The organism is Cohnella fermenti (assembly GCF_004801405.1).
Lineage (GTDB): Bacteria > Bacillota > Bacilli > Paenibacillales > Paenibacillaceae > Cohnella > Cohnella fermenti.
In genome coordinates this window covers 13,089-37,921 of the sequence record NZ_SSOB01000069.1, presented here as the reverse complement: position 1 = coordinate 37,921, position 24,833 = coordinate 13,089, and the positions used below count along the sequence as shown (strand labels likewise).

Genomic DNA, 24,833 nt, shown 5'->3' with positions numbered 1-24,833 from the left:
TCGGGTGGTCCATTCCTGCCGACGTTGTTCTTTCCTTGACATGAGGCAACCTCCTGCTCGATCTGAAGTAGCCTCATCTTCTCATGTACGGACAGCACTTAGAAGGTGTGCATGGTTTGACGCTTACCTATCTCGCCGCCTTCCACCTCCTCTTCTCACCTTTTCTTTACCTCGGCTCCTCCTTTCGCTCACCCCACCTTCTCCTTTTCTTTCCTCTACCTCGGCTCCTCCCCCTCGCGCGACGACTTTGGCAATTTTATGTGATTTTTCACATTCGTTGGCTGAGATCGGGGGAAATCGCAGCATTTTATGTGGTTTTTAGCATACATCCGGCGGTCCGAGGCTTGTTTGTGCCGTTTTTATGTGGTTTTTAGCATACATCTGGAAATTTGAGCCGAAACAGCGTCCGCGAATGTGATTTTTCACATAATCGGGCAAAGCGCCGGTAGCGACGGGGTTCGAGGTCTCGAGGGCGAGTTCGCGGGGTCATGGGGCCGCGAGGGCGCGAGGGCGGGTTCGCGGGGTCACGGAGGTTTGGGGCGCGGCGGCAGGAGACGAATAGCTTAATTTGTCAACGACAATGACCCGCGCGGGGTCGCACGGGCCGTGGTTTGCTTATTTTCCGATACATTAGAGGTTCGGCTAACTCGGGAGAGGGAGATCGTGGATGCGAGCTTCCTCTTCCAGAAGGGTCCGGAAGCGATCCGGGTCCATGCGGCCCTTCAGTTGATCCGCTACGGAGACCCGGGAGCAATCCTCCCTGCGGAAGTCGCCGCCGTGAAGGTGATAGCCGTATTCTCGAGCAAGGGTGTAAAGCTGACAGAACCGATCGGCCGCCTCCGTGGCCTCCGCTTCCGTCTCGTAGTCGGCGATCGGATTGCCTTTGCCCAGAGGGTTCGAGCGGGCTTGAATGCTGAGCTGATAGCCGCCTGCCGCCCCTTCCGACTCTCGTACCAAGACATCGCATTCGAAGCAGCCAAGCTCATATCGAACGCCCATCCTTGCCACCGCCTTTGCCTTTAAGAGGTTGTGTTGCGTATCTCTTATTACCCTCGCTTGGGGAGATGAATCAAGCTTCCTCTCCGATCCAGCTCCGAAGCTGCTCGATCGCCCTTCGCTGGATGCGCGAGATGCTCATCTGGGACACCCCGAGCTGTTCGGCGACATTGCGCTGCGAGTAGCCCTCGTTGTAGAGCAGCAGAATGACCTTGCGCTCTTCCGGCTTCAGCCTCTCCAGCGCCTCCTGAAGGTCCATCCTGCGCTCCGCGCTTATGTAGTCGTCGGCCTGGCTGCTGAGCAGCTCGCCCAGGGTGGACGTGTTCTCCTCCTCGGAGACCGGCGTATCGAGCGAGACGTAATGGTACATCTCCCGGCCGGCCAGCACCTCCAGCGTCTCTTCGACCTCCATCTCCAGCTCTGCCGCGATCTCCTCAACGCTCGGCGAGCGCTCCAGGCGAATCGTCAGCTCGTCGATGGTCTGCTGGACGACCAGCCCTTTCTCCTTGATGCGGCGGGGAACCTGAATGTACCAGGATTTATCCCTCAAGTAATTTTTCATCTGGCCGACGACGCTCTTCATGACATACGGCTCGAACGGCATCCCGATCGAAGGATCATAATGCTGCAGCAGCCGGAAAATCGTCATTCGACCGACCTGGAACAAGTCCTCCTGCAGATCGGGGCGGTTCCGGGAGATTTTCCCCGCGGCCATTCGGGCCAGAGACTCGTACTCGCGCACAAGCTCGTCGGCCAGTTCCTTGTTTAACGTTCGCTGGTACTCCAGCAGCTTCCGCTGGGCATCGTCGGGCTGACGGATACCCTCGCGGCTGTTCATACGCGCTCGGCAGCCGATCGACGCTTGATCAGCGTAACGGCCGTTCCGTTCTCAATGTTCATCTCCACATGGTCCATCAACGCTTGCATCAGATAAAGTCCTAATCCGCCCGACTGGATCTCCTCAATGGACTTCCCGTGCAGGGTTGATTTGCGAGTCAGTTCGGGAGAAGAGTCGTTTACGCCTTGATCGCGAACCGTGATGCGAAGCTCATCCTCTTCGGCCCAGGCGAATTCGACCTCGATATGCCCGTCCGCTCCTTCGTAAGCGTGAAGAACGGCATTGTTGCAAGCTTCGGATACCGCCACCTTCATGTCTTCGATCTCCTCGAACGAGAATTTAAGCTTGGTTGCGAGTCCGAACAGCGTCAGACGGACGAGGTCGACGAATTCGGGCAACGCGGGCACCGTCAGCTTCACGTTGTTATCTATTGCCATGGAGTTTTCATCCTCTACCTTTCCCTGAATATTGTTGCGGCTCATTAATGCGCCGAAGCCAAGAAACGCGAAATCCCCGTCATGTCGAACAGCTTGCGAATATGATCCGATACATCCTCCACGGCGAACGGCGCTTGGCGGGAATGCCGCGCTTTGACGATACCGATCAGGATGCCGATCCCCGTGCTGTCGATATATTTCAAGTCCCTCATGTTGAGCACCAGCTTGCGATCCGTCAGCTCCACGAGCGGCTCCATCGCTGTCCGCATCTGGGAAGCGACTTCAAGGTCCAGCTCGCCGGACAGATGAATGACGGTAAGGCCCTCCTTATTCTCCGTTCGAAAACTCAATTTATCAGTCTTCATGAGAAACCTCCTTGAATCGATTCCGTTTTATTTACCCCGATCGGGAGCGTGTGAAACAGGGAGCCTTATCAAACATGTGAACGCGGGAATGACCGAAGAGTTGCGATAAAAAAATCGGTTGCGAAAAAGCCGGGCGAAACAGGCGATTCGCCCGTCAAGGGTTCGTTTATCCGCAGGAAAGCGAGGGTAATGGAGAATACTTTAAACAGGGCGCAGGGCGCGGAACAGAGCGCAGCCGTTCGAATCGGCAAGCGGCCTGCCATATGCCCTAGCGTTAAGGATGGAGGGACTCGTTGTGACTTTGCACTTCGGATCGTTATACTGGCCGACAACCCGGCCTGCCGCTCCGTCTTACCCGTCGCTTAAAGAGGCGGTTCGATGCGATGCGCTCGTCATCGGCGGCGGGATGACCGGAGTCGCCTGCGGCTACACGCTCGCGAGAAGCGGCATCGATACGGTGCTCATCGAACAGGGAGACGTCGCGGCGGGCAGCACGTCCGCCAATACCGGTCTCCTTCAGTACGCCAACGACATTATGCTGTCCGAGCTGGCCGTCCAGATCGGCGAGGCGGAAGCGGTCGAATTCTACCGGGCTTGCAAGGACGCGGTCGAGCAGATCGTTCAGGTGGCGGCCGGGCTTCCGCGCGAGGTTGGACTGAAGCGCCGCAGCAGCTTCTACTACGCCAGCTCCGAAGCCGATCTCCCTTCGCTGCAGAAGGAGTTCGAGCTGCTGGATCGCCACGGGTTCGGCGTGGAATGGTGGGACCCCGGCCGCATCGAGGGCGCCTTCCCATTCCGCAAAAGCGGGGCGATCGTCACGCATGGAGATGCCGAGCTGAATCCTTACCGCTTCGTCCAGGCCTTGGCCGAAGCCGGCGTTCAGGCAGGTCTTCGCCTGTTCGAGAGGACGCCCGCGCTGTCCGTCGAAGGGCGCAAGGGAAGCTTCGTCGTCCGGACGAACGATGCCGAGATTCATGCCGAGCATATCGTCTATGCCGTCGGCTATTCGCCCGAGGTTGCGGGAGGAAGCTGGATCAAGGCGAACCTGAACCGGTCCTACGCGCTCGTGACGAAGCCGCTGCCGTCGCTTCAGCAGTGGCATCAGCGGTTCATGCTGTGGGAGACCGCCCGGCCCTATCTGTATCTGCGCACGACGGAGGACAACCGGATCGTGATGGGAGGGCTCGACGAGAACGTTCGCGTCCCCGTCCTGTCGCAGACGGAAGTGGAACGGCGGTCGCGGCGGCTGCTGTCGGAGCTCCATCTCCTGTTCCCGGACCTGAAGGCGGAGCGGGAGTACGAATGGTGCGCAACGTTCGGCGAATCGGCCGACAATCTCCCGTTCATCGGCGAGGACCCCGAGCGCCCCGGACAATACTATGCGCTTGGCTACGGCGGCAACGGAACCATCTACAGCGCGATTGCCGCCCGTTTAATCCGCGATGACATCGCGGGGCTTAAGCACCCGATCTCGCCCATCGTCGCTCCGGACCGGAAGGGGGCGGTTATCGTTCCCTCCTGAAGCGCTCGGCATGCGCAAGGGGCTGTCTCGACGAGAGACAGCCCCTTATTGCTGCGTGTTCTTGCCGCCGATTCATTCCACCACGTCGGATGCTCCGCATGAGCGAAGGAGCGCGGCCGTCTCTTCCAACGACTCCGTCTCCGCCAGAAGGAGCAGCTTGCCCTCTTCCACCTGCGGGGCGCACTGACGCGATGCATCCGCGGTTATGCCGAGCCGCTCCAGATATTCGGCCGTTCCGGGCCAGTCATGCCCGTCCCAGGAATAAGCGGCAATCGCCCCGGCTTGGCCGTTCATTCCGCTCCCCTGCACGGAGCCAAGGAAGAAGGCTGCGGGTATCACCTCGTCCCCTTCGGGCCGCCCCTCTTCCCCGATCGCTCCTCTTCCTTCCAGCCCCTCCAGCCGCAGATCGCTCCGGGCGGACAGCAGCGGCGCATTCTCCGTGTTGTTCACGACGGCGAACGGCGGGCGCTCCACGCCACCCCGCTCTTGCAGCGCCTGAGCCGCATCCAACACATCCTGCTCTCGCTCGAATATTCCGATTGTCCATGTCATCAGAGGCCACCTCCTAGAGTATCATGGGCGACAGCCTCGCCGTCGCCTTGTCCTTTATCTATACCCTTTGCTCCGGTTTTTGAACCGCCTTCTCCGGCCCGGCCTCCGGCAGGAACAGCGTGAAGCTGCTCCCGACCTCAAGCTCGCTGTCCAGGGCAATCCAGCCTCCGAGGAGCTTGGACAAGTCCCGGCTGATCGTCAGCCCGAGCCCGGTGCCTCCGAACCTGCGGCTGGTCGTTCCATCCGCTTGCCGGAACGCCTCGAAGATGATCTCCCGCTTGTCCGGGGCGATGCCGATGCCGGTGTCCTTCACCTCGAACGCCAGATACCGCTCGTTCCGGCCGCCCAGCTCGGCTTCGTTCGCAGGACGGATCGTCAGCGCAACGGAGCCGGCGAGGGTGAACTTCATCGCGTTGGAGAGCAGGTTGCGAATAACCTGCTTCACCCGATGGCCGTCCGTCGGGAACGCCGCCGGTACTCCGTTCGCGATCCCGATCTCGAACGTCAGCCCTTTGTCTTCCGCGAGCGAACGGAAGGCATGCTCAAGGTCGACGGTGATGTCCTCGAGCGGCGTGAGCTCGATCTGCAGCTCCATGCGCCCGGCGTCGACCTTGGCGAGATCGAGAATCTCGTCGATCATCTTCATCAAGTCTTCTCCGGAGGAATGGATCGTCCTCGCGAATTCCAATTGCTTGTCGGTCAGATTGCCCTCCGCGTTGTCCTCAAGGAATTGCGAGAGGACAATCAGGCTGTTGAGCGGTGTCCGCAGCTCGTGCGACATATTGGCCAAGAACTCCGATTTATATTGGGACGCGCGGGCAAGCTCCGCCGTCCGCCGCTCCAGCTCGCGATTCGCGGCGGCTACTTCGCGGTTCCTCCGCGCCGTCTGGCGTATCTGCTCCTCGAGCTGCATCGTCTTCCCCTTCAGCTCCATGTTGGCGCCCTCAAGCTCCTCTTGCTGACGCTGCAGCCGCTCCTCCGACCTCTTCAGCCGGCCCGCGTGCACCTCGAGCCGCTCGTTGGAATCCCGCAGCTCTTCCTGCTGCGAGATCAGCTCCTCCGACCGGATCTGCAGCTCTTCGGTCATCGCCTGGGCTTCGCGGAGCAGCTCCTCGACGCGGTGCCGGGACTGCAGGTTCATCACAATGTAAGCGAACTTCTCGGTCAACCTCTCGAGCAGTTCCCGCTCCAGATTGCCCATCGGCCGCAGGTAGGCCAGCTCCAGCACGCCGACGATCGTCCCGTCCGCTTCGATCGGCTGAAGGACCAGTTGCACCGGCGTCGCTTCTCCGAGTCCGGATCGGATCGGAATATAGCCTGCAGGCAGCGGCTCGATCACCAACTGCTCCCCGTTCCGCGCGCACTGGCCGACAAGACCTTCCCCCAGCTCGAAGCGGGCGGCGCCTTCGGATGCGGGCAGCTCCGGGCCGCGCGCATAGCTTCCTCGCCTCCGCAAGCGGCTGGCCCGGTCTCCGTCGTCCCCTTCGAGGAAGTACACGGCGCTGTAAGCCGCGCCGAGCACGCTCGTAAATTCGTTCGCGAAGGCTTCGGCGACGCCCGTCATCCCCGCTCCATCCTTCAGCAGCTCTGTCGAACGGGCCATCTGGCCGTCGATCCACGCTTGCTGCGCCTTGGACTCGGCGTACAGAGCCTCGCGCTCGTTCTTCTCCTGGAGGTCCATCGCGATCTGCTTAAACACCTTGGCCAGTTGGCCCAGCTCGTCGTTCGACTGGATCTCCAATCGGCTCAGCCCGCGAAGGCGGCCCTGGGAGAACTTCTTGCCCATGACGGCAAGCAGATTGAAGCCCTTCGTAATGTGCGGAAGCACCCACAGCATAACTGCCAGCCCGATGAACAGGCCGACGACGGTCATTCCGGCGAACCAGCGAACCGCCTCGTTGTACATCGTCCGGGAAGCATCCGTCTCCTCCTCCATCGTCAACTGCTCGAAGGATGTGAGCGAATCGAGCGAGCTGAATGCGGCATCCTGCCACGACCGGCCCAGGTTGTTGTAGAGCTCAAGCGCGCCCTCGCGATCCCCCGCCCCGATCAGCACGACGAAGCGGCCGAGGAAGTCCGCGTATTGGGAGATGTCCCGGCTCACCTGATCGACCGCCTGCCGCTCCTCCGGCCCCTGCGCCCGGTCAAGCATCGCCTCCGACTGGGCGGTCAAGTTGTTCGCGGCGCGATTGAGCGCCTCCACGCGGACCGCGCTCGACTCCAGTACGCCGAGCAGCACATCGCTCACCGAACGCCCGGCTTGATTCACGGAGCCCCGAAGATCGATGACCGACTTGACCATCTCGAACCTCGAGTCGTAGAAGCTGTTCATTCGGTCGTTCATCCGGCTCATTCGATCGTAGCCGAAGGAAGTGATGCCGACGAGCAAAGTCATCAGAATAATAAAGCCGGTGAGCAGCTTCGTCTTGATTCTCATGTCCCGTTCTCCTTCCCCCGCACTTCAAGCCGAATCAAGCAGCGGTCGTCGGCATGGCGATCGAACGATTCTTGCTCGAGCAGCCGCTCGAGACGGGCTTCCTCTCCTCTCGCCGTTCTAAGCGCCCCGGCCAGCGCCGTGGCCTGCTCCTCCAGGTCGCCGGGGAACAGGTCCAGCAAGCCGTCCGTGTAGAGATAGATCGTGTCTCCCGGCTCCAGCGCTATCGTCTGGGCGGCCAGCTCCACGCCGTCGAACAAGCCTACCGGCGGCGATCCCGAACGCATCGCGATCGTCTCCCCCGACCTCCCGCGCAGCAGCAGGCCGGGAGGATGCCCGGCATTGACGTACTCCAGCATGCCGTGCTCCAGATCGATCCAGATGCACAGGCCCGTGCAATAGTAGTGAACAAGCTCGTTCTCGTAATCCAGTTGGAGCAGGCGGCTGTTCAGCTCCTGCATCACCCGCCTTGGCGTGACGTGCGTGCGCATCGCTTCCTTCAGCACGGAAGCGGAGAACATGCTGACAAGCGACGAGGAGATGCCGTGGCCCATCGCATCGATGACCGCCACGATGATCCGGCTGCGATCGAACGCATGCCACGCGTACAGATCGCCGGCCAACTGCTCCGAAGACCGGAAGAACGCCCGAATGCGGTAATTGTCCTCAGCGATCGCAGACGGGAGCACCGCATGCTGCACCTGCCGGGCGAGCTCAAGCTCCTCCCGCATCCGCTTGTCGCGCTCCTTGTGCCAATCCAGCTCCTTCTTGAGCCGGAGCGCGGAGCGAATTCTCGCGAGCAGCTCGACCTTGTTGATCGGCTTCGTCACGTAATCCGTCGCGCCGAGGTCCATCGCCTCCGCCAGCTTGCGCGAATCGCCGATTGCCGTCACGATGATGATCGGAATGTCGCGGAACCGTTCGTCCCGCTGAAGCATCCGGCAAGCTTCCATGCCGTCGATCTCGGGCATCATGAGATCGAGCAGGATCAGGTCGATCGACGATTGATTCGCCAATCGGGCGGACTTATGCTCCGGCGACCGCAGCAGGTCGAACATCTCCGCCGCGGAACCGGCGGAGAGGACGGAATCGTAGCCCGAGCGCTTCAGCATCTCCTGCACGACCATTACATTCATCGGATTGTCGTCGACGACAAGTATATTCACATTGAACACCCCTTCTATACGCTTAAGCCTATTGCGAACCGAACATTGCGCTTATTCATTGCGCGAATTCATTCCGTGGAGCATCGGACAGAGCAGTAAGGACACATAAAGTCGAACGGCATACGGGAACAAGGAATGCGGCGCCGGGCCGGCATTCCTTGTTCCCGTATGCCTTCCGGCCGCTCAAGCCGTCGGCGTTATTTCTTCGCAAGGACAAGCACCTTGCCCCGATCCAACTCCGCTTCATAAGTCAGCGCCTCTCCTCTGGTCAAGCCCATCGCTTCGATCTTGCCGCGAAGCTCGTCTCCCCGGTTACGGAAGAAATTCGCAACGGATTGCAGAACTCCTTCTTCCGCCGGGCCGATCGTATTCACATCGGCGGCATCCGCAAGCCGTTCCGTCCGATCCTGCTCGTGGGCCAGCACGTAAATCTCTTCTCCGGTATACCCTTGCGCCCTCAGGTTCTGCACCGTCTGGAACGCCTCAAGTCCGTTATCCACCAGCTTCGTGTAGGATCTCATCTCCATCATCTCCTCCATCTCCTCTCGGGTCTGTAGTGGTTACGCTTCTTCCTTACCCGGCCCCGCCGATCCGAAACAAGCCGCAACAAGCTCTCTCCATCCGCCTATGCCTCCTGTCCGGACGTCCTCCGCTTCGCGGAAGCGACGCTGCTCCTTACCGCCCCCGCGACGCGAAGCCCGATCTGAAGCCACTCCTTCCAGGTGTGCTCCTTCTCCTTCGTCTGCTCCTGAACGACCCTCGTCAACCGGTCGGTCAGTTCCTTCGCCGTATGGGCCGTCTCCTGGATCGTCGTTCCCGCGTCGCGCGCCGCCTCGAACAGCGAATCGGCGGCATGGAGCTTCTCCTTCACATTAACCGAGATCTCGTTCACGTTCGTCGTCAGCTCCTCCACCTTGCCGCGAATCGATTCGACCTTGTCGCTTGCGCCTTCGATCGTCGTCTTCAGCGAATCGAGCGTCTGCCTCGCGCTGGACAGCGTCCGGATCAGGAAGATGCACAGCACGGCGAAGCTGACCGCCGCCAGCAGTGCGCTCCCCCCTAGCAATACCTGTCCCGTCATTGTCATCGTCATCTCCTCCTTCGGGTGCCTTATACGGCTGAATTTACCCCGGAAGGCGACTTCCGAAACGACTTGCTCGACGCTCGGCTCGTTCGACTCCCTGCACACTCCGCCACGCCGTCTTATCCGCCCTCTGAACCCCCTCCTCGCACAGAACGCCGTCCCGCTAGGCCGACATCGACATCGGCCCGCAAGACGGCGCACTTCCGTTCATCTCTTCGTCTTATCCCGGATCAGCTTGCCAAGCTCCCGCTCCTCCAGCGCGGCAACCTCGACTCTGGCGTACGGGTCGATCCCGGCCACAAGCTCCCGCAGCTTCCGCTCCTCGAAGCGATGCACCTTGCACAGAAGCGCCGGGCGCAAGCGGCCGTCCTCATGCTCCGTTCGGCTCAACAGCCAGTCCTCCCGGCCCAGCTCCCGCGCAATCTCCTCGCGAAGTTCGCTCGCCCGGAGGCTGGAGATGCTGAGCAGCCGCCAGCCGGAATAGCCGCGAAGCGCCAGCTTCATCGCCTCGGTCGCCGCGAGCAGCGCCAGCAACGAATAGAACGCCCGCTCCCAGCCGAAGAGAAGCGCCGCCGCGAGCAGAAGCGTCGCGTTGAAGGCGAGAAGCGCGGCCGGGCGGGTCGCTCCCCGCCCCTCGCTCTCGAGGAAGAAGGAGAGATCGACCAGGCTCCCCCGCCGGTACGCAATGCCCGCTCCCGCCCCGAGGAAGGCTCCTCCCATCATTGCGGCAAGCAGCGGGTTCGCCGTCCACGCGTCGAACGGATGGAAGACGAGCAGCGCCGCGCAGAGCACGACGAACCCGAGAATCGTTGCCTTGTCTAACCTGCGGGTTAACGGCTTATAGAACGCAATCAGCAGCAAGATCTGGAGCGAGAGCAGAATCCAGCCCAGCTTCGCTCCCGACAGGAACGCGATTACCGTCGAGATTCCCATCGTTCCGCCTGCGATAAGTCCGTGAGGCACCAGGAACATCTCCAGTCCGATCGCGGCGAGCATTCCTCCCGACGCCGCTCCCGCCCATCGGCGGGAACGCCTTGGCAGAGTGACAGTCGGCTTCGTCGTCATGATGGTTCCGTCCTCCGTTCCCCATCGTTATTGGTCCGGCACGCTCCTCTTCGGCAGCTCCCACTTGAAAATTTTATTGAGCGCCCGGTAAACAAGCTTCGTCTCCTTCGTCAGCAGCGGCCCCAGGATGGCAAGAATGAGCACGTACAGCGCCGCGAACGGCTGCAGTACGGCGAGCAAGCCGCCCGCCTTGCCCAGGTTCGCCACGATGATCGAGAATTCCCCGCGCGAGACGATCGTAAGGCCAATGTTCGTCGACGACTTCGGCGTGAGTCCGGCAGTGCGGCCCGCGAGCATGCCGGCGACGAAGTTGCCGATCAAGGTCACGATCACGGCTCCGAGCGACAGGAAGACCGTCTCCTTCGTGAACAAGCTCGTCGGGTCGATCGTCAGGCCGAAGCCGAAGAAGAAGATCGCCCCGAAGAAGTCGCGGAACGGGATGATCAGGCTCTCGATGCGCTTGCGGTGTTGCGTCTCGGCCAGGACAAGGCCGACGAGCAGCGCGCCGATCGCTTCCGCGACATGAAGCTTCTCGGAGAAGCCTGCGATAATGAAGAGTGCGGCGAAGATAACCAGCAGGAAAATCTCGTTCGACTTGATGTTGAGGTACTTGTTCAGCAGCGGAACCGCCTTGCGTCCGATGATCAGGACGGCGAGCATAAAGCCGAGGGATACGGCCGCGGACAGCAGCACGCCTCCGAGCGAGGTCGAACCGCTTAGGATAAGGCCGGACAGAATCGAGAGGTAGACGGCGAGGAAGACGTCCTCGAACATGATGATGCCGAGAATCATCTCGGTCTCCGGATTCGCGGTTCGCTTCAGGTCGACCAGGACCTTCGCCACGATGGCGCTCGACGAGATCGTCGTAATTCCGGCGATGACGAGAATCTCCTCCAGCGGGAAGCCGGAGATCCAGCCGAACAGCATGCCGAGGGTGAAGTTGATGGCGATATAGATCGTCCCCCCGACCGCGATGTTCTTGCCCGACTTAAGCAGCCGGCCGACCGAGAATTCCAGCCCCAGGTAGAATAGAAGGAATAACACCCCGATTCGGCCGAGCACGTCGATCAGCTCCGCGCTATGAATGAAGCGAAGGTCGATCGCGCCCCAATGGAAGGCATGCGGGCCGACCGCCATCCCGACGAGAATATAGAGCGGAATGACGGAGAACCGCAGCCGGGCGGAGATGAGTCCGCCGAGCGCGATCAGTCCGATCGCCAGGCCAATCTCGAAAACAATATGCTCCATCGATCAATCACATCCGCTCTTTATGATTTGCTTTAACGCTTGAATTTGTTGCCTCTCCCCCATCACGACCATCGTCGATTCCTCCGGCAGCACGTAATCGGGGCCGGGATTGATCTGCTTCGCGCTGCTCTTGCCGACGACGGCGATGACGGTCGCGCCGGATCTGCGCCGGATGTCCAGTTCTCCGATCGTGCGGCCGATGCACGGGCTGCCCGGCTCCAGCTTATACCATTCGATGACGAGATCGCCGAGCGCCATCTCGATCGTCTCCAGCATCTTCGGCTTGTGAACCAGCCCGCCGACGATGAAGGCGATCTGTCTGGCCTCTTCGTCCGACAGCGTCACCATCGAGAGCGACTCGTCCGGGCTCCTGTGATCAAAGTGGTAAATTTCTCTCCTGCCGTCGTCGTGCACAACAATAACGATTTTCTCCCCTTGCTCGTTGGTCAATTGGAACTTCCTCCCGATGCCCGGGAGATCGGATTCGCGAATGTCCATAAAACCTATCCCTCCAATAAATATGGGTCCAAATTCCATCTATAGATTGCAAAATAGTGTGCGCAAACAGAGGCCCGCTATTCGAGGCCATCCGACGGCTAACTATGGAATAAGCGCAAATTGGGTTTGAAAACGGGAACACGAGGGTAAATTGTAGTTGCTTGGAGAGGAATCGCTTAAGACACGTAATTGGATTGAGATTGAAGCGGTTTGAGGAACAAACGCTTCATGCGGAGAGGAATCGCCGAGCGGCGGTAGGCATGCGGAAGAAGAGTCGTTCCGGCGAGTCGCGCGGCCATGGCGGACGTCAGCAGGAGCGTCAGCAAGCGGCCAAGCCATAAGGACTTGCTCGAGGATGGCGAAGAGGAATTGCCGACCCCCGTATTGCTCGAGGATAACAGCAGTTGGCCGACCGAGACCCTCCCGCTCTCGGAGACGTTTACTTCCGATTCCGGGATCGGGACGAAGACAAGCGAGGTCAGCATCGAGATGAGCAGCAGAGCCCAGCGCAGGGGGGATCGATTGGTTCTCAAAGGTATCACCTCCATTTCCGCTATTACTACTAGGGTACCATAGGGCAAGCCCCGACATCAAACCTTCGGCTGAATTTTCTGCAATTCCGTGCTCTCAATCCTCCGAATGGAGTAACAAACGCCAATCCTGTAAACAATGCTAAGAATAGGGATCGAGATTTGCCTATCCAGCGGCTCGTTGCCGCATTCTATGGAGGTGCAGCGCCAATGAATACACGAACCTTGCAAGTGGCTTATGTAAGTACGTATGTGCCTAAAAAATGCGGCCTGGCGACGTACACCCATCATTTGAGGGAAGCGGTCATGGAGGCGAGGCAAGCGGTCGTCCCCGATCCCGTTGTGGCCATGTGCAATCCGGACGAAGTGTCCGGCTACGGAGAGTCCTGGCATCTTCCTCTCCTCAAGAACGAGCAAGACGATTACCTCAGGATCGCCGATACGTTGAACAAGAGCTCTGTCGATGTCGTCTCCCTGCAGCATGAATTCGGGATCTTCGGCGGCGATGCCGGCGGTCACGTGCTCGGCCTGCTCGACCGGCTGGAGAAGCCGGTCGTCACGACGTTCCATACCGTGTTCGAGAAGCCGGAGGAGCCGTACGCGTCGGTGCAAGCGAAGATCGCGGCCCGCAGCGATCATATTCACGTCATGAACCGCAAGGCGATCGGTTATCTGCACGAGCACTTCGGCGTCCCGCTCGCCAAGATCAACTTCATTCCTCACGGAGCGCCGGTGCCCGTTCGCCAGGAGCGCAGGCAGACTCGCCACGAGCTCGGCTGGGACAACCGTCGCGTGATCTTCCAATTCGGCCTGCTCAGCCGCAGCAAGGGCATCGAATCGCTGCTCAGGGCGCTGAGCACCGCTGCTGCCGCCGTGCCCGACCTGCTCTACATCATCGCCGGCCAGACCCATCCGGAGGTCCGCAAGCACGAAGGCGAAGCCTATCGCGAGGAACTGAGCGCCATGATCAAGTCGCTCGGACTCGAGCACCACGTTCGCATGATCGATCGCTACATTCCCGAGGAAGAGCTGGTATCCCTCATCTCGGCTTGCGACCTGTACGTGACCCCCTACCCGGGCATGCAGCAGATCACAAGCGGAACGCTCGCCTATGCGGCGGGGCTGGGGCGGCCGATTCTGAGCACGCCGTACAGCTATGCCAAGGACCTGCTTCAGGGGAACGAGGATCTGCTGCTCCCGTTCGGGGATGCGGAGCGCTGGAGCGCCAGAATTATCGAGCTGTTCAGCTTCCCGGAGTTGCTGTCGCGCAGCGAACGGAGAATCGCGGAGATCGGCCGGAGCATGCAATGGCCCCAGGTAGGAGCGCAATACTTGGGCTTGCTCGGGCAGGCGGCATCCGGCAAGAGTTGGAGCATCGCGGATGTCGTCTGAGAAGCGAAGCCGCCAACCGTGGACCCCGTCCTTCATCCATCTGCGCAGGCTGACGGACGATACCGGGCTGCTCGAGCATGCGCTCGGCCGCATTCCGCGGCGAAGGGAAGGCTACACGACCGACGACAATGCCCGCGCCCTCTGGGCCGTCACCGAATGGCTGAGCCCGGAGCGCTCCCCGTTCGTCGGCGAGGAGGATCGCCGTCGCCTCGGCGAGCTGGCGGACATCTACCTCGCGTTCCTGCTCTGGACCCAGAAGGAGAACGGCTGGTTCCATAACAATGTCGCCTACGACCGGACGCTCGAGGAGGAAGACGTCTCGCACGATTGCCAGGGCCGGGCCGTCTGGAGCTGTGCCGACGCTTGGGTGCGTCTGGGCGGCGCCCGCCGGGACACCGCCTACGTCCTGCTGCAGCAATCGTTGCAGACGGTCGGCGCGATCCGTTCGCACCGCGGACAAGCGTTCGCGATGGCCGCGTGCGCCGACCTGCTGGCTGCGCACGATGCCGGGACGATCTCGCTGCCGGGAAGCTGGCCGGAGGAGCTGACAAGCCACCTCTACCGGCTGGAAGGAGTGCTGCTGCGGGCGTTCCGCCACGGCTCCTCGGACGGCTGGAGCTGGTTCGAGCCGGCGATGACGTACAGCAACGGCATTCTGCCGTGGGCCATTCTGCGCGCCTTCCGCCGGACCGGGAATCCCGAGGCGCTGGAGGTCGGCCTCTCCAGCCTCGCGTCGCTGCGGTCGGCGATGGGAACGGACGCCGGGGGCTACCGGCCGATCGGCAACGAGAAGTGGCGGACGAAGGAGGCTTCGTGCCACTGGGACCAGCAGCCGCTCGAGATGTTCAAGCTGGCGCTTGCGTTCGAGGAGGCGGCCCGCGCGGTAGGACGCGCCCAGGACGAGGAAGTGTCGCGGCTCATCTCCGTGTCCGCGTCCTTCTCCGACGAGGCTCGCGGCTCGTCTCCGGCCGCCCATGCGCCCGTCCTGACCAAGCAGCCGCGTCCCGCCGACGAGCTGCGCCGGGCGCGCGACCGCTGCCTGGACTGGTTCTACGGAGCGAACGACCTGCAGGCGCTTATGGTCGATCCGGAGGACGGCGCGTGCTTCGACGGGCTGCAGTCGAACGGGCCGAACGTGAACTGCGGCGCCGAAGCGACGATCTCCTTCCTGATGACGCAAGCGCTGTGCTGCCCGGGAACCGGCTCCGGCTCCGGAGCGGACAACTGCATATGAGCGACAGAGGCTGTCTCCGCCGTCCTTCCGGACGAGCGAAGACAGCCTCCTTCATGCCTTACTTGCGGTATTGCTCCAACAGCCCCCGGATCGTCTCCAGGCTCTTGGCCGCGAGGCGCTGAAGCCTGTCCAGGCGTCCCGCCTCCGCTTCCGCGGCGGCGAGCAGCGACTCCTTGTATTCGGGAATCGGGCCCGAATACGGCTGTACGGCTCCGGCGGGGACCCATACCTTCTCGCGGTAAGCGGAGGCCGGGCGCTCGTGGAACATCGGCGTGTCCGGATCGTTCGGATGGTGCAGGTCCCCCTGCTTCGGATGGGCCAGCACCGCGAGCACCTGCACAAGCGTGCGCCGCCCGTCCGACTCCACCAGCTCGCCGATATATTCTCCGGTTTTGTAAGCGGCCCGGACGATTCGATCCGGTTCGACTTTGACTTCCATTATGTTCCTCTCCCTCTCGGAATGGTCGAATGATCCTCGGCTTTATTGTACCTTATCGCTTCCTCTTTTGCCCAATCGGCTCCCTCCGCGAACCTCAAGACCGCCTAAATTCGACTCTCCGCACTTGTTCCGCGAGGGGGAAGGAAGTAATATGGAAGGAAGGTAAAGTGGAGGATTGTATGCCATGCGCAAAAAAAGAGTGTTACTGCTATCGGAAGGATTCGGCACCGGCCATACGCAGGCGGCCTACGCCTTATCCGTCGGGCTGCGACAATTATCGCCCCATCTGCAGGCGAGAGTGATCGAGCTCGGGACGTTCTTGAACCCGGTCATCGGTCCGCTCATCTTATCCGCTTATCGCAGAACCGTCAGCAAGCAGCCCAAGCTGGTAGGACGGATCTACCGCAATTATTACGATAAAGGCCTTACCCGCATAAAGCGCTTCGCCCTGCATCGCCTGTTCTACAACCAGGTGTCCGATGTCGTGCATCAATTGAAGCCGGACGTCATCGTCTGCACCCATCCGTTCCCCAACGCCGTCGTCAGCCGGCTTAAGCGGCTCGGCCTGAACGTGCCGCTATTGACCGTCATTACCGACTACGATGCCCATGGCACGTGGACGAACCCGGAGGTCGACAAGTACCTGGTCAGCACGGCAAGCGTGCGGAACAAGCTGCAAGCGAGGGGCATCGAGCCGGACCGTATCGAAGTGACCGGCATTCCGGTCCATCCGAACTTCTGGTCCCCGCACAACCGCGCGGAGATTCTCGAGCAGTTCAAGCTGTCGGACATGCCGACCGTCCTGATCATGGGCGGCGGCTGGGGGCTGCTCTCCTCGGACCAGAAGCTCGAATACATGACGAATTATGCGGACAACGTCCAGCTCATCTTCTGCCTCGGCAGCAACGAGCAGTCCAAGGAGAAGCTGCTCGCCGACTCGCGGTTCCGTCATCCGAACATCAAGGTGATCGGCTTCACGAAGGAAGTAAGCAAGCTGATGGACGTGTCGGAGCTGCTTGTGACGAAGCCGGGAGGCATGACCTGCACCGAGGGCATGGCCAAGGGAATCCCGATGCTGTTCTACGAGCCGATCCCCGGCCAGGAGGAAGAGAACCTCGACTACTTCGTCACCCAAGGCTTCGGCGAGCTGATGACGTCGACCGAGACGATCGACCGCTGGTTCCGCCTCATTCAGGAGCCGTACAAGGCGGACCAGCACCGCGACAGCCTGCTCGCGCTCCGGAACGCCGAATACGCGCCGGCCAAGTGCGCGGAGGCCGTTCTTCGCGTGCTTGAGCGTACGCAAGTTGAGCGTACGCAAGTTGAGCGTACGTAAGCCAGATGTACGTCAGGACAGACGCACGCAAGCCGACGCGCGCTGCAAACGGCGGCGCCGGGAATTCGATCCCGGCGCCGCCGTTGTCGTTCTCTTGTATGATATTCCCGACGAACGGAGGTCCGGCCCATGCAGATCATCGCGATGCTTACGATGCTCGTCGACCATACGGGCATCCTGTTCTTCCCCGGCTCCGATTGGTGGCGAATCGTCGGACGCATCGCGTTCCCGCTCTATGCTTACGGGATCGTGCTCGGCTTCGGCCGCACCCGGGACCGCAGCCGCTACCTGAGCCGTCTGCTGACGCTTGCGCTGATCTCGCAGGTCCCTTATATGCTCGGCTTCCAGATCGTCCGCATCAACGTCATCGGCACGTTCGTCGTCTGCCTCGCCGCCCTGATCGCCATGGAGCGATTCCGTTCGGCAGGCCTGTGGGCCGTCTGCGGAATCGCGGCGGCAGCCGCCGTCCTGCTCGAGTGGCTGCCCTTCGAATACGGGGCCTACGCCATGCTCCTCATCCTGACATACCGCTTCCTGCCGCGCAGCGGCTGGGTTCCGGCCCACCTGTTACTGAACGTCGCCTATGTGTTCGCGCACGACTGGGAGATTCAGCTCTACAGCCTCGTGCCGACGATCTTCCTCGCCTACGGCCATCGGCTGCTGCCGCGCGCTCTTCCCGATTATCGGGTTCCCGCCTGGCTCTGGCGAAGCTTCTACCCGGCGCATCTGTTCGTGCTGGCCGTAATCGCGTTCGCGGTGAATAATGCCCGTTAGTCTCCGATTTAATGCGATTTTTCACATTCGCTGGCTTGGTTTCCGCATGAATCGCGATGTTTTATATGATTTTTCGCATAAACAAAGACAGCTCAGGTCGGAATCTCCCTCATAAATGTGATTTTCCGCATAAAATTGTCCAAGTGGCCCGTTATGCAGCGTCGCCAATGTGAAATTTCGCATAAAAGCCCGCCCCTTCGAAAAAGAGGCGGGCTCTCAAAAATCCGTCACACGCTAAATCGCGCTGCCCCCGTAGAGGAACCGATATTCCCAATGACGCCCTTCGATCGAATCGACCCGAACGCCTCCCGACTCCTTCGAGTAAGTATGGAGAACCTGGCCATTGCCGAGGTAGATGGCGACGTGGCTGATGCTCGACCCGAATGCCGACTTGTTCGTGTACAGCGAAGCGCTTGTCCCCTTGTAGTCCATGAAGAACATCAGATCGCCGCGCTTCAACTGCTTCCAGTCGGTCGTCACCGACGACAGACCGCGCACGTAAGCGCCTTGGGACGAGGAATCGGCCGGCAGCGTGACGCCCAGCGCGTCCTTGAACGCCTGGCGCACGAAGTCCGAGCAGTCGAACGTCGTCGTTGTGCTGCGGTCCGAGCCGTATTCGTAAGGAGTGCCAAGGTACGCCATGCCGGCCGCGATGACCGCCTCTATCTTGGCCGAAGCGCTCACTCCGGTTCCGCTGTCCGAGTTCGAGGAGCCCGTGCCGGAGTTCGACGAACCGGAGCCGGAATTCGCGGAGCCGGAGCCCGCGATCGCGCCCGTCAGCTTGATGTAAGACGAAGAAGTGCTGACGTAGCCGGACACGCCGCTCGCATCGGTCACCGCATACCAGTAGCTGTTCACCTGCGACGTAACGGTAACCTGCTCGCCCTTGGCCAAGTAACGAATCCGATCGCCCGAAGTGGACGGAGCATTGCGGAAGTTGACGCTCGCCACAATAGTCGCATTCGCCGCTCCGACCGCCGCATCCGCCGTCTCCGTCGGGGCTGCGGTCAAATTGACGTATTGTTCCCGGGAGGAGACGTACCCGACCGTACCGGACGAATCGCGCACCTTCAGCCAGTAAGCGTTCGTCTCCTCCAGCACCGCAACGGTCTCGCCCTTCTTCAAGTAACGCATTACATCGGAAGAGGTGCTGGGGGCGGTGCGGAAGCTGACCGAGGATACAATCTGGGCGGAGCCTTCCTTGACTGCGGCACCGGCAGCCCCCGGGATGGCGGTCGCGAGCATCGACGCGGCCACGGCGATCATCAAGCTTCTTCTCATGTTCTCGTCCTCCTGGAATGTCGTGAAGTTAGGGCAAGGCAGCCCCCGCCCCCCTCCATTATAGAGAGGCTCGTCCTGCATTCCATGAGACGGAGTTCTTAGCAGCTCTTGCATCCTTGGGAAAATAGAGCCAATCGGATCTAGGTAAAAAGTACAAGAGTCGTTGGCTCGCAACTGTTCCTCAATCCTATTTTCCAGCATTTACTATCCGTCGCCAGATCGAGTAAATAAGCTCTTCGGCTTCTTCGACAACAACAAGACCGGCCATCTCGTCTCTCGCATGATGGATATCGGAGAGGTTGCCCACCACGGACACGAGGATCGCTTACGGGTGCCTGGACGCAGCGGAAGAGGAGACCATGGCGGCGGCTCGCCGCGCCCAGCTTGAAGAGTTGATCCGTTCGATGCCGGAAGAGCTGAACACCGTGGTCGTCGAACGAGGCACACATGAGCAACTGCTTGCCGCCGGCCGCGCGTACAGCCGGTTGCATCGTTCCCAGGTCGGTTCGCTTATCGCAGCAGCTCCTTGATAGCCGAATCCGGCTCCATTCCCGGTAATCGGGCGCTACAATCTCCACGATTTGCGATAAACAAGCTTTAACGTGTCCGACGTTGGAAATTCAACCGGAAGCCAAACATAAGAGCAGCGTTCGAAGTTCCGGGTATTGTGGCGCTCAGCCATATGAATGAACAAGCCGGGGTGCTCTTCCACGGGGAACACATAAGTGCTCTGCGACTGGAAGGTCGTTCCCGTTGTGTCCTGCTCGCATGGGTCTCCCATGTCCGACCAAGGGCCAAGCAGGCTTGAAGCTCTAAAATACTTGGCCGGATTGGCCTCCCATCCCGTGAGACCCGAAGTAAACATAAAATAGTAGCCGTTGTGATAGAAAAGAGAGGCCGCTTCCCTGTTGCAAGCGACATCGATCCGGCGATAAACGTCTGTGAAGGCCAGATAGTCCTCGCTTAGCCGGACAATGTGCAGGCAGCGGTCTTCTCCCGTCACACGGTCGTAAATAAAATACCCGGTATTATCTTTGTCTTTGTACAAAGTGCAATCCTTGACTGCACCCGCGCCGTCTATGGGGCGTGTGCAGCCATGCCACTCATATTGCCCATTGATCGCATCGCTGCTTGCCGCCCCCGCCTCGGCTGTCCCCGGAGCAAGTCCATGATCTCCGGGGTACTTCACGTAATGACACCACAGCACGAATTTCTTCGTTTTTTCGTTATAAATGATTTTAGGCCGCTCCAAGCGCATCGGACCGTATAAATCATGTTCAGGGTCGGTTGAGCACGATAGGATCACGCCTTCGTACGTCCAATTGTAAAGATCCAAGGAGCTGTACATCACGACTCCGACTGTTGTGGTCTGCCCGCCTTCCCCATCTCCCCTAAACGGAAGAGGACGCAGCTTCATTCCGTACCAATAGTACTTGCCTTCGACATAGATGATTCCCCCGTCGCTGGCATTGATGATATTGCCGTCCGTATCCAGCCACGGGCAATATTCATCCAGACTCCCGTTCGCAAATTCGTCATACCTGCGATGAGCGCTCATTGGGAAGCTCCTTCAATACCGGCACGCTGCACGATCTCCTCCGCTTCTGTTGGCATGACGTTCGCCGGGAACAACGTATTGCGGTCGATTATATTATTGACACCGGCATCCGAATACACCGTATTGTCGATATAGTTTAGCTGAATCGTGTTCTCGATGTTGTTGGACGACGTAATCTTGAGCCATTGGGAGACATTCCTGATCACGTTGCGGTGTACGTGAAAATAACTGCTGCCTTGGTCAAGATAAATGCCGCCGGGGTTCGTCCCCGTGTCCACGTAATTGCCCGCAATGACCGAATCGGGCTGAGCCGACAAGGTGTAGATGGCGCTTCCGTCGTGCAACTCCTGCATCACGTCATGAACATAGTTGTTCACAATTCGGTTGTTCCGTGCAACGGTAAGCTCGTTGGACCAGCCCCAACCGAGCGTGATCCCGCTGTAAGGAACATCGCTGATCTCGTTATGCGCGATATGCAGCCCGTCGGTGTACCCGCCGAATATGCCGACCGAAGATTTGTAATCGACTCCGATGCGGGCAATATAGTTGGTGCGCACAACATTGTTTCTCACCACATAACGGGAATCCTCGGGGTTCATCGTATAGAAGTTGTTCCGGTTCGGCTCGCCGATCTGAATGCCGCTGGCGGAGATGTCGGTAAACACGCTGCCGGATATCCGGTTGTCGCGGCTTCCTTCGAACATATTGATGCCGGCCCCTCCCAGCCGGGTAAATACGGTGCGGTCAAATACAATCGAATGAGCCATCCTCATGTTGACCGCCGCCCCGCTGAATACCTCGTTCCGATACAGTCCCGATTGGCCGTACCGCAATATGTTGGATTGGGCATCCGGATGTCCGATCGATGTGCCGGGGGCCAGCCAGGTTGCCAGGGTAAATTCCAGACCCTCGAACCGGATGTTATGCACGGGTTCGGATAATGTGCCTTCCAATTGCACAAGCTGCTCCAGCAGCGGAACTTCAACGATGGCCGCAGCCATATCCTCGCCTGCTCGAGGCATGTAGTACAGCGCATAACCGTCCGGGGCCAGATACCACTCTCCCGGCTCGTCCAGCAGCTCATACGCATTCTCTATATATACCGGCAGCTTCGGCTGCGTCCCGCCTTTATTGCGGTTGTAGGTCCAGCCGGGCTCCTGCATCGTAATTGCAGCTATCCCCTGATCGACCTGAACCGACGCGATAGCGTTGCGCGGGTTGGTAAAGTCTTCGATAAACACGAGCTCCATGTTCTCGATGCCGGACCAGCCCGCCAGCGCCGTCATCGAGGTTGTATAGCCGGTTGCAGTCTGCACAACATCCGGCAATCCGCCTTCGCTTCTCGCCCGCACCGCTCTTTGCCCGTTGACGAACAGTTGTCGGGTCGCTATCGGCTCATCCAGCACCGCTTTATAAATATTCCGGCCCGCATCGTATAAGGACCAGTTGCCCACTCGCCGCCCGCCGCTAATGACCGGCTCTTCTTCCCCGTAGTTCCTGTACACGATATTGTAGCCGTTCGTGCCCGAATCCGAACCTTCGAACGACAGGGATTCGCTCAGTTCGTACAGACCTCCGCGCAAATAAACCGCAATAGTCCCGGTCATATTGCCGTTGACAAGCCGGACTTCGGCCTGCGCCCGCTGGATCGTACGGAACGGATCAAGCAGCGTGCCGTCCCCCGCATCGTCCCCGTTCGCCGCATCGACATAATAAGCAGCCTGAACGGCAGGGGCGTATACGTTAAACGTCACAGGATCGCTTGTGATCGTAACTCCTTCAAGCTCGGCAATGGCTGTCACCTCCGCCTGGCCGGCGCCTACGGCCGACACAACGCCGTCCGGCGATACGGCGACAACTTCGGGGTCCGAGCTCTCGAAGCGTGTCAGCGCCATTGTCATGTCTGCCGCACGACCGTTATGATGCGTTCCGCTTACGGAGAGAATGCCGATATCCCCGACCGCCAGGCTCGCGGCTTCGCTTCCAAGTCCGACCGATTCAAGATATTGGCCGACTCTGGGAGAGATAAGCACGGCGGGGCTCTGCACCGCATCGCCGGTTTGCCCGGCGGCATCCGCAGGCGTCACCTCGAATTTGACATACATCCCGGCATACGCATCGCGGTCCAGCTCAAGCTGCGCCGCCGTCTGCCCGGCAATCGGGCGGAATGCCCCTTCGTCGCCAAGCAGCCAACGCATGCGCGTCCCGCCTTCGGCGTCGCCATCCGGATCAGAGTACGTGTAGACGCCCGTGATCGTGTCCCCAATCGCTGCCGTTCCGTATACGGCAACGCTTACGGCCGAGGGCACCTCGTTGGGCGTCTTCGTCGTATCCAATACGCCGGTTACCCTGAATTCGGCTACAACGCCGGTTTCCCCGGAAGCCGTCTTATGGTAGCGCAAATACCGATAGCTGGCCGAATCGTCGATGGGAAGCGTCCATACTCCCTGATAAGGAAATGCATTCGTTCCCCGGCCCAGCACCGTATATTCAGAGAAATCCGGTTTATCGGAGGCCAGTATCTCGAAGTTGCTCCGCTGGCTCTCCATATCGGCGTCGCGGCGTCCTTCCAGCTCGATGCGCGATAGAGTATAGTGAGCCGCCAGATCGACCTGCCAATATGCATCGTTGTCCCCGGCGCTGCGCCACGATATCCAGTACGTGCCGTTGTCGCCGTCTACAGCATTCACGTATTTGTACGAATCGTCATTGCCGAAGTACGACGAGCCTTTGGCCGGCTTGTTCAAAGCCAGGTTATTCTCATCGCTGATCTCCCTGCTGCCTGCCGTCCCTTCCGGAATCTGCGGCACGGTCTCGAACGTCATCGCCTTCAACTCGGCAATCGCCGCATTCTGCAGCAGCCCAACTGTCGGCGCCTCCAATCGGTTGAAGCGCACGTAGCGATACGCCGATTCGTCCGTGATGCCGATTGTTGCCTGCTGGCCGATAGCGGCATCTCCTTGCGTATACAACACCGTATAGACACCAAAGTCGGCCGTATTGGAAGCAAGCAATTCAAAGTTCTTCTGCTCCCAGTCGTTCGCCCGAAGCCGAAGCACGATCTGTTCAAGAACCTGCGACTCCTCCAGATCGACCTGCCAGTACACGGTATCCTGCACGGATTGTACGCTGCGGTTCGAAGCCCATATCGTTCCGTTCGAACCGTCAACGGCGTAACCGGACGGTGTAGAAGCCGAGTAGACGGACGTAGCTTCAGTCGGCTTGCCAAGCGCAGCGTTCGTCAATACGACCGCATCCCCGCTCAGATCGGCCGGCCGCGTGACCGCAATCGGGTAAACGTTGGTCGTTACACCGTCCTGCGCCGTTAGTTTAATGTAAGCCTGATTGCTGCCGGTCTGCAGCTTCCACACCTTATTGACGATCTCATGGCTTGTCGCCGCATCGGCATATAACTTCCACGAAGCCGAATCGCTTATCTCGACATCAACGGTCAGCGTGTCTGTCCAAGCATACACGGCCGCCATGACAGTTCCCTCCGAGACAACCGCTCCGGCCGGAGCAACAATGCCTACCAGTTCGGCTTCCGAAGAAGCCTGTATGGAGCCGAATGCTTTGAATTCGGCAATCGCCGCATTCTGCAGCGTTGTCGAGCCGGGCGCCGGCAACCGGTTGAACCGGAGATAGCGGTAAGCCGTCTGGTCCGTCACCGGAATGGAGGTCTGGATGCCGACAGCCGTATCTCCTTGTGTATGCAGCGTCGAGTAGGAAGCAAAGTCCGACGTGTTGGAGGCGAGTATTTCAAAGTTTTTTTGCTCATAATCGTTGCTTCTGAACCGGAGCTGCAGTTCCTCCAGTACGTGTTCGTCGCCCAGATCAACCTGCCAGAAGATGATTCCCGGATCAGTCTGGGCGCTGCGGTTCGACACCCACAACGTCCCGTTCGAGCCGTCGACAGCGAGTCCCGACACATACGAGGCCGAATATTCGGACGTTGCCGATGTCTGCTTGCCGTAAGCCGCATCATAGGTGCCTTGTGCCGCGGCTGGGACAACAAATAAATAGATAATAGCTGCAATCAAGCCCGCTAACCAACCAAATGACTTGCCAATTCGTGAAGCCATAG

23 protein-coding genes are annotated in these 24,833 nt (G+C 59.9%); 6 read left to right on the top strand and 17 right to left on the bottom strand.

All coding sequences use genetic code 11. From position 1 onward, the window contains the following. Window positions 1-642 precede the first annotated feature (642 nt). The 4 genes from E6C55_RS31770 to E6C55_RS31755 form a co-directional block, all read right to left on the bottom strand. Window positions 643-999: a hypothetical protein gene (locus E6C55_RS31770; protein ID WP_136373867.1), complete on the bottom strand. Its 357-nt coding sequence runs from the start codon at window positions 997-999 to the stop codon at window positions 643-645. Window positions 1,000-1,069: 70 nt separating this feature from the next. Beyond that, window positions 1,070-1,834, bottom strand: a complete 765-nt coding sequence (locus E6C55_RS31765) for a sigma-70 family RNA polymerase sigma factor (RefSeq protein WP_136373866.1) — start codon at window positions 1,832-1,834, stop codon at window positions 1,070-1,072. Next, entirely contained in the window at window positions 1,831-2,271 is a 441-nt protein-coding gene (gene rsbW / locus E6C55_RS31760) for an anti-sigma B factor RsbW (RefSeq protein WP_136373865.1), read from the bottom strand. The genes E6C55_RS31765 and rsbW overlap by 4 nt, the downstream gene beginning before the upstream one ends. A gap of 44 nt (window positions 2,272-2,315) precedes the next feature. Next, the gene (locus E6C55_RS31755; RefSeq protein WP_136373864.1) at window positions 2,316-2,636 is read right to left on the bottom strand and encodes an STAS domain-containing protein; all 321 of its coding nucleotides are present in this window, start codon (window positions 2,634-2,636) and stop codon (window positions 2,316-2,318) included. Window positions 2,637-2,931: 295 nt separating this feature from the next. On the opposite strand from E6C55_RS31755, the gene E6C55_RS31750 reads away from it, so the two are divergent. Continuing rightward, window positions 2,932-4,158 (top strand): NAD(P)/FAD-dependent oxidoreductase, encoded by a 1,227-nt coding sequence (locus E6C55_RS31750; RefSeq protein WP_230986953.1) that lies wholly within the window; start codon window positions 2,932-2,934, stop codon window positions 4,156-4,158. A 72-nt stretch (window positions 4,159-4,230) separates the two neighbouring features. On the opposite strand, the gene E6C55_RS31745 is transcribed toward E6C55_RS31750, so the two are convergent. From E6C55_RS31745 to E6C55_RS31705, 9 genes are all read right to left on the bottom strand, one after another. Beyond that, a complete protein-coding gene (locus tag E6C55_RS31745; RefSeq protein ID WP_136373862.1) occupies window positions 4,231-4,710 on the bottom strand; it encodes a hypothetical protein in 480 nt (159 codons plus the stop codon). A gap of 58 nt (window positions 4,711-4,768) precedes the next feature. Further along, window positions 4,769-7,147 carry an ATP-binding protein gene (locus tag E6C55_RS31740; protein ID WP_136373861.1) on the bottom strand — a complete coding sequence of 793 codons (2,379 nt, stop codon included), beginning with the start codon at window positions 7,145-7,147 and terminating at the stop codon, window positions 4,769-4,771. After that, window positions 7,144-8,310 (bottom strand): PP2C family protein-serine/threonine phosphatase, encoded by a 1,167-nt coding sequence (locus tag E6C55_RS31735; RefSeq protein ID WP_136373860.1) that lies wholly within the window; start codon window positions 8,308-8,310, stop codon window positions 7,144-7,146. Before E6C55_RS31735 ends, E6C55_RS31740 begins: the two co-directional genes overlap by 4 nt. Before the next feature lie 197 nt (window positions 8,311-8,507). After that, window positions 8,508-8,840, bottom strand: coding sequence for a general stress protein (locus E6C55_RS31730; protein ID WP_230986952.1), 333 nt, complete (start codon window positions 8,838-8,840; stop codon window positions 8,508-8,510). A 95-nt stretch (window positions 8,841-8,935) separates the two neighbouring features. Beyond that, window positions 8,936-9,397 carry a DUF948 domain-containing protein gene (locus E6C55_RS31725; protein WP_168735983.1) on the bottom strand — a complete coding sequence of 154 codons (462 nt, stop codon included), beginning with the start codon at window positions 9,395-9,397 and terminating at the stop codon, window positions 8,936-8,938. Window positions 9,398-9,601: 204 nt separating this feature from the next. After that, window positions 9,602-10,459 carry a YitT family protein gene (locus E6C55_RS31720; protein ID WP_136373858.1) on the bottom strand — a complete coding sequence of 286 codons (858 nt, stop codon included), beginning with the start codon at window positions 10,457-10,459 and terminating at the stop codon, window positions 9,602-9,604. 27 nt (window positions 10,460-10,486) lie between these two features. Then, a complete protein-coding gene (locus E6C55_RS31715) occupies window positions 10,487-11,707 on the bottom strand; it encodes a cation:proton antiporter (protein WP_136373857.1) in 1,221 nt (406 codons plus the stop codon). Window positions 11,708-11,710: 3 nt separating this feature from the next. Then, a complete protein-coding gene (locus tag E6C55_RS31710) occupies window positions 11,711-12,205 on the bottom strand; it encodes a cation:proton antiporter regulatory subunit (RefSeq protein ID WP_136373856.1) in 495 nt (164 codons plus the stop codon). A gap of 176 nt (window positions 12,206-12,381) precedes the next feature. After that, a complete protein-coding gene (locus E6C55_RS31705) occupies window positions 12,382-12,738 on the bottom strand; it encodes a hypothetical protein (RefSeq protein WP_136373855.1) in 357 nt (118 codons plus the stop codon). A 207-nt stretch (window positions 12,739-12,945) separates the two neighbouring features. Between E6C55_RS31705 and E6C55_RS31700 the strand changes: the two genes are divergently transcribed. Then, on the top strand, window positions 12,946-14,127 hold the full coding sequence (locus E6C55_RS31700; RefSeq protein ID WP_136373854.1) for a glycosyltransferase family 4 protein: 1,182 nt from the start codon (window positions 12,946-12,948) through the stop codon (window positions 14,125-14,127). After that, entirely contained in the window at window positions 14,117-15,361 is a 1,245-nt protein-coding gene (locus E6C55_RS31695; protein ID WP_136373853.1) for a hypothetical protein, read from the top strand. The genes E6C55_RS31700 and E6C55_RS31695 overlap by 11 nt, the downstream gene beginning before the upstream one ends. A 58-nt stretch (window positions 15,362-15,419) precedes the next feature. Here E6C55_RS31695 and kapB read toward each other — a convergent pair whose 3' ends face one another. After that, on the bottom strand, window positions 15,420-15,800 hold the full coding sequence (kapB, locus tag E6C55_RS31690) for a sporulation phosphorelay system protein KapB (protein ID WP_136373852.1): 381 nt from the start codon (window positions 15,798-15,800) through the stop codon (window positions 15,420-15,422). Between the two features lie 184 nt (window positions 15,801-15,984). Here kapB and E6C55_RS31685 point away from each other — a divergent pair, with 184 nt between their 5' ends. Together E6C55_RS31685 and E6C55_RS31680 are read left to right on the top strand one after the other, a co-directional pair. Further along, window positions 15,985-17,136: an MGDG synthase family glycosyltransferase gene (locus E6C55_RS31685; protein ID WP_136373851.1), complete on the top strand. Its 1,152-nt coding sequence runs from the start codon at window positions 15,985-15,987 to the stop codon at window positions 17,134-17,136. Between the two features lie 129 nt (window positions 17,137-17,265). Next, entirely contained in the window at window positions 17,266-17,910 is a 645-nt protein-coding gene (locus tag E6C55_RS31680; RefSeq protein ID WP_136373850.1) for a TraX family protein, read from the top strand. Window positions 17,911-18,144: 234 nt separating this feature from the next. Here E6C55_RS31680 and E6C55_RS31675 read toward each other — a convergent pair whose 3' ends face one another. Next, window positions 18,145-19,191 (bottom strand): C40 family peptidase, encoded by a 1,047-nt coding sequence (locus E6C55_RS31675; protein ID WP_136373849.1) that lies wholly within the window; start codon window positions 19,189-19,191, stop codon window positions 18,145-18,147. 299 nt (window positions 19,192-19,490) lie between these two features. Here E6C55_RS31675 and E6C55_RS31665 point away from each other — a divergent pair, with 299 nt between their 5' ends. Further along, a complete protein-coding gene (locus E6C55_RS31665; RefSeq protein ID WP_136373848.1) occupies window positions 19,491-19,721 on the top strand; it encodes a P-loop NTPase family protein in 231 nt (76 codons plus the stop codon). 35 nt (window positions 19,722-19,756) lie between these two features. Here the strand turns inward: E6C55_RS31665 and E6C55_RS31660 are convergent, their stop codons facing one another. Next, window positions 19,757-20,749: a glycoside hydrolase family 43 protein gene (locus E6C55_RS31660; RefSeq protein ID WP_136373847.1), complete on the bottom strand. Its 993-nt coding sequence runs from the start codon at window positions 20,747-20,749 to the stop codon at window positions 19,757-19,759. Beyond that, a complete protein-coding gene (locus E6C55_RS31655) occupies window positions 20,746-24,831 on the bottom strand; it encodes a discoidin domain-containing protein (protein ID WP_136373846.1) in 4,086 nt (1,361 codons plus the stop codon). The genes E6C55_RS31660 and E6C55_RS31655 overlap by 4 nt, the downstream gene beginning before the upstream one ends. Between the last annotated feature and the right edge of the window lie 2 nt (window positions 24,832-24,833).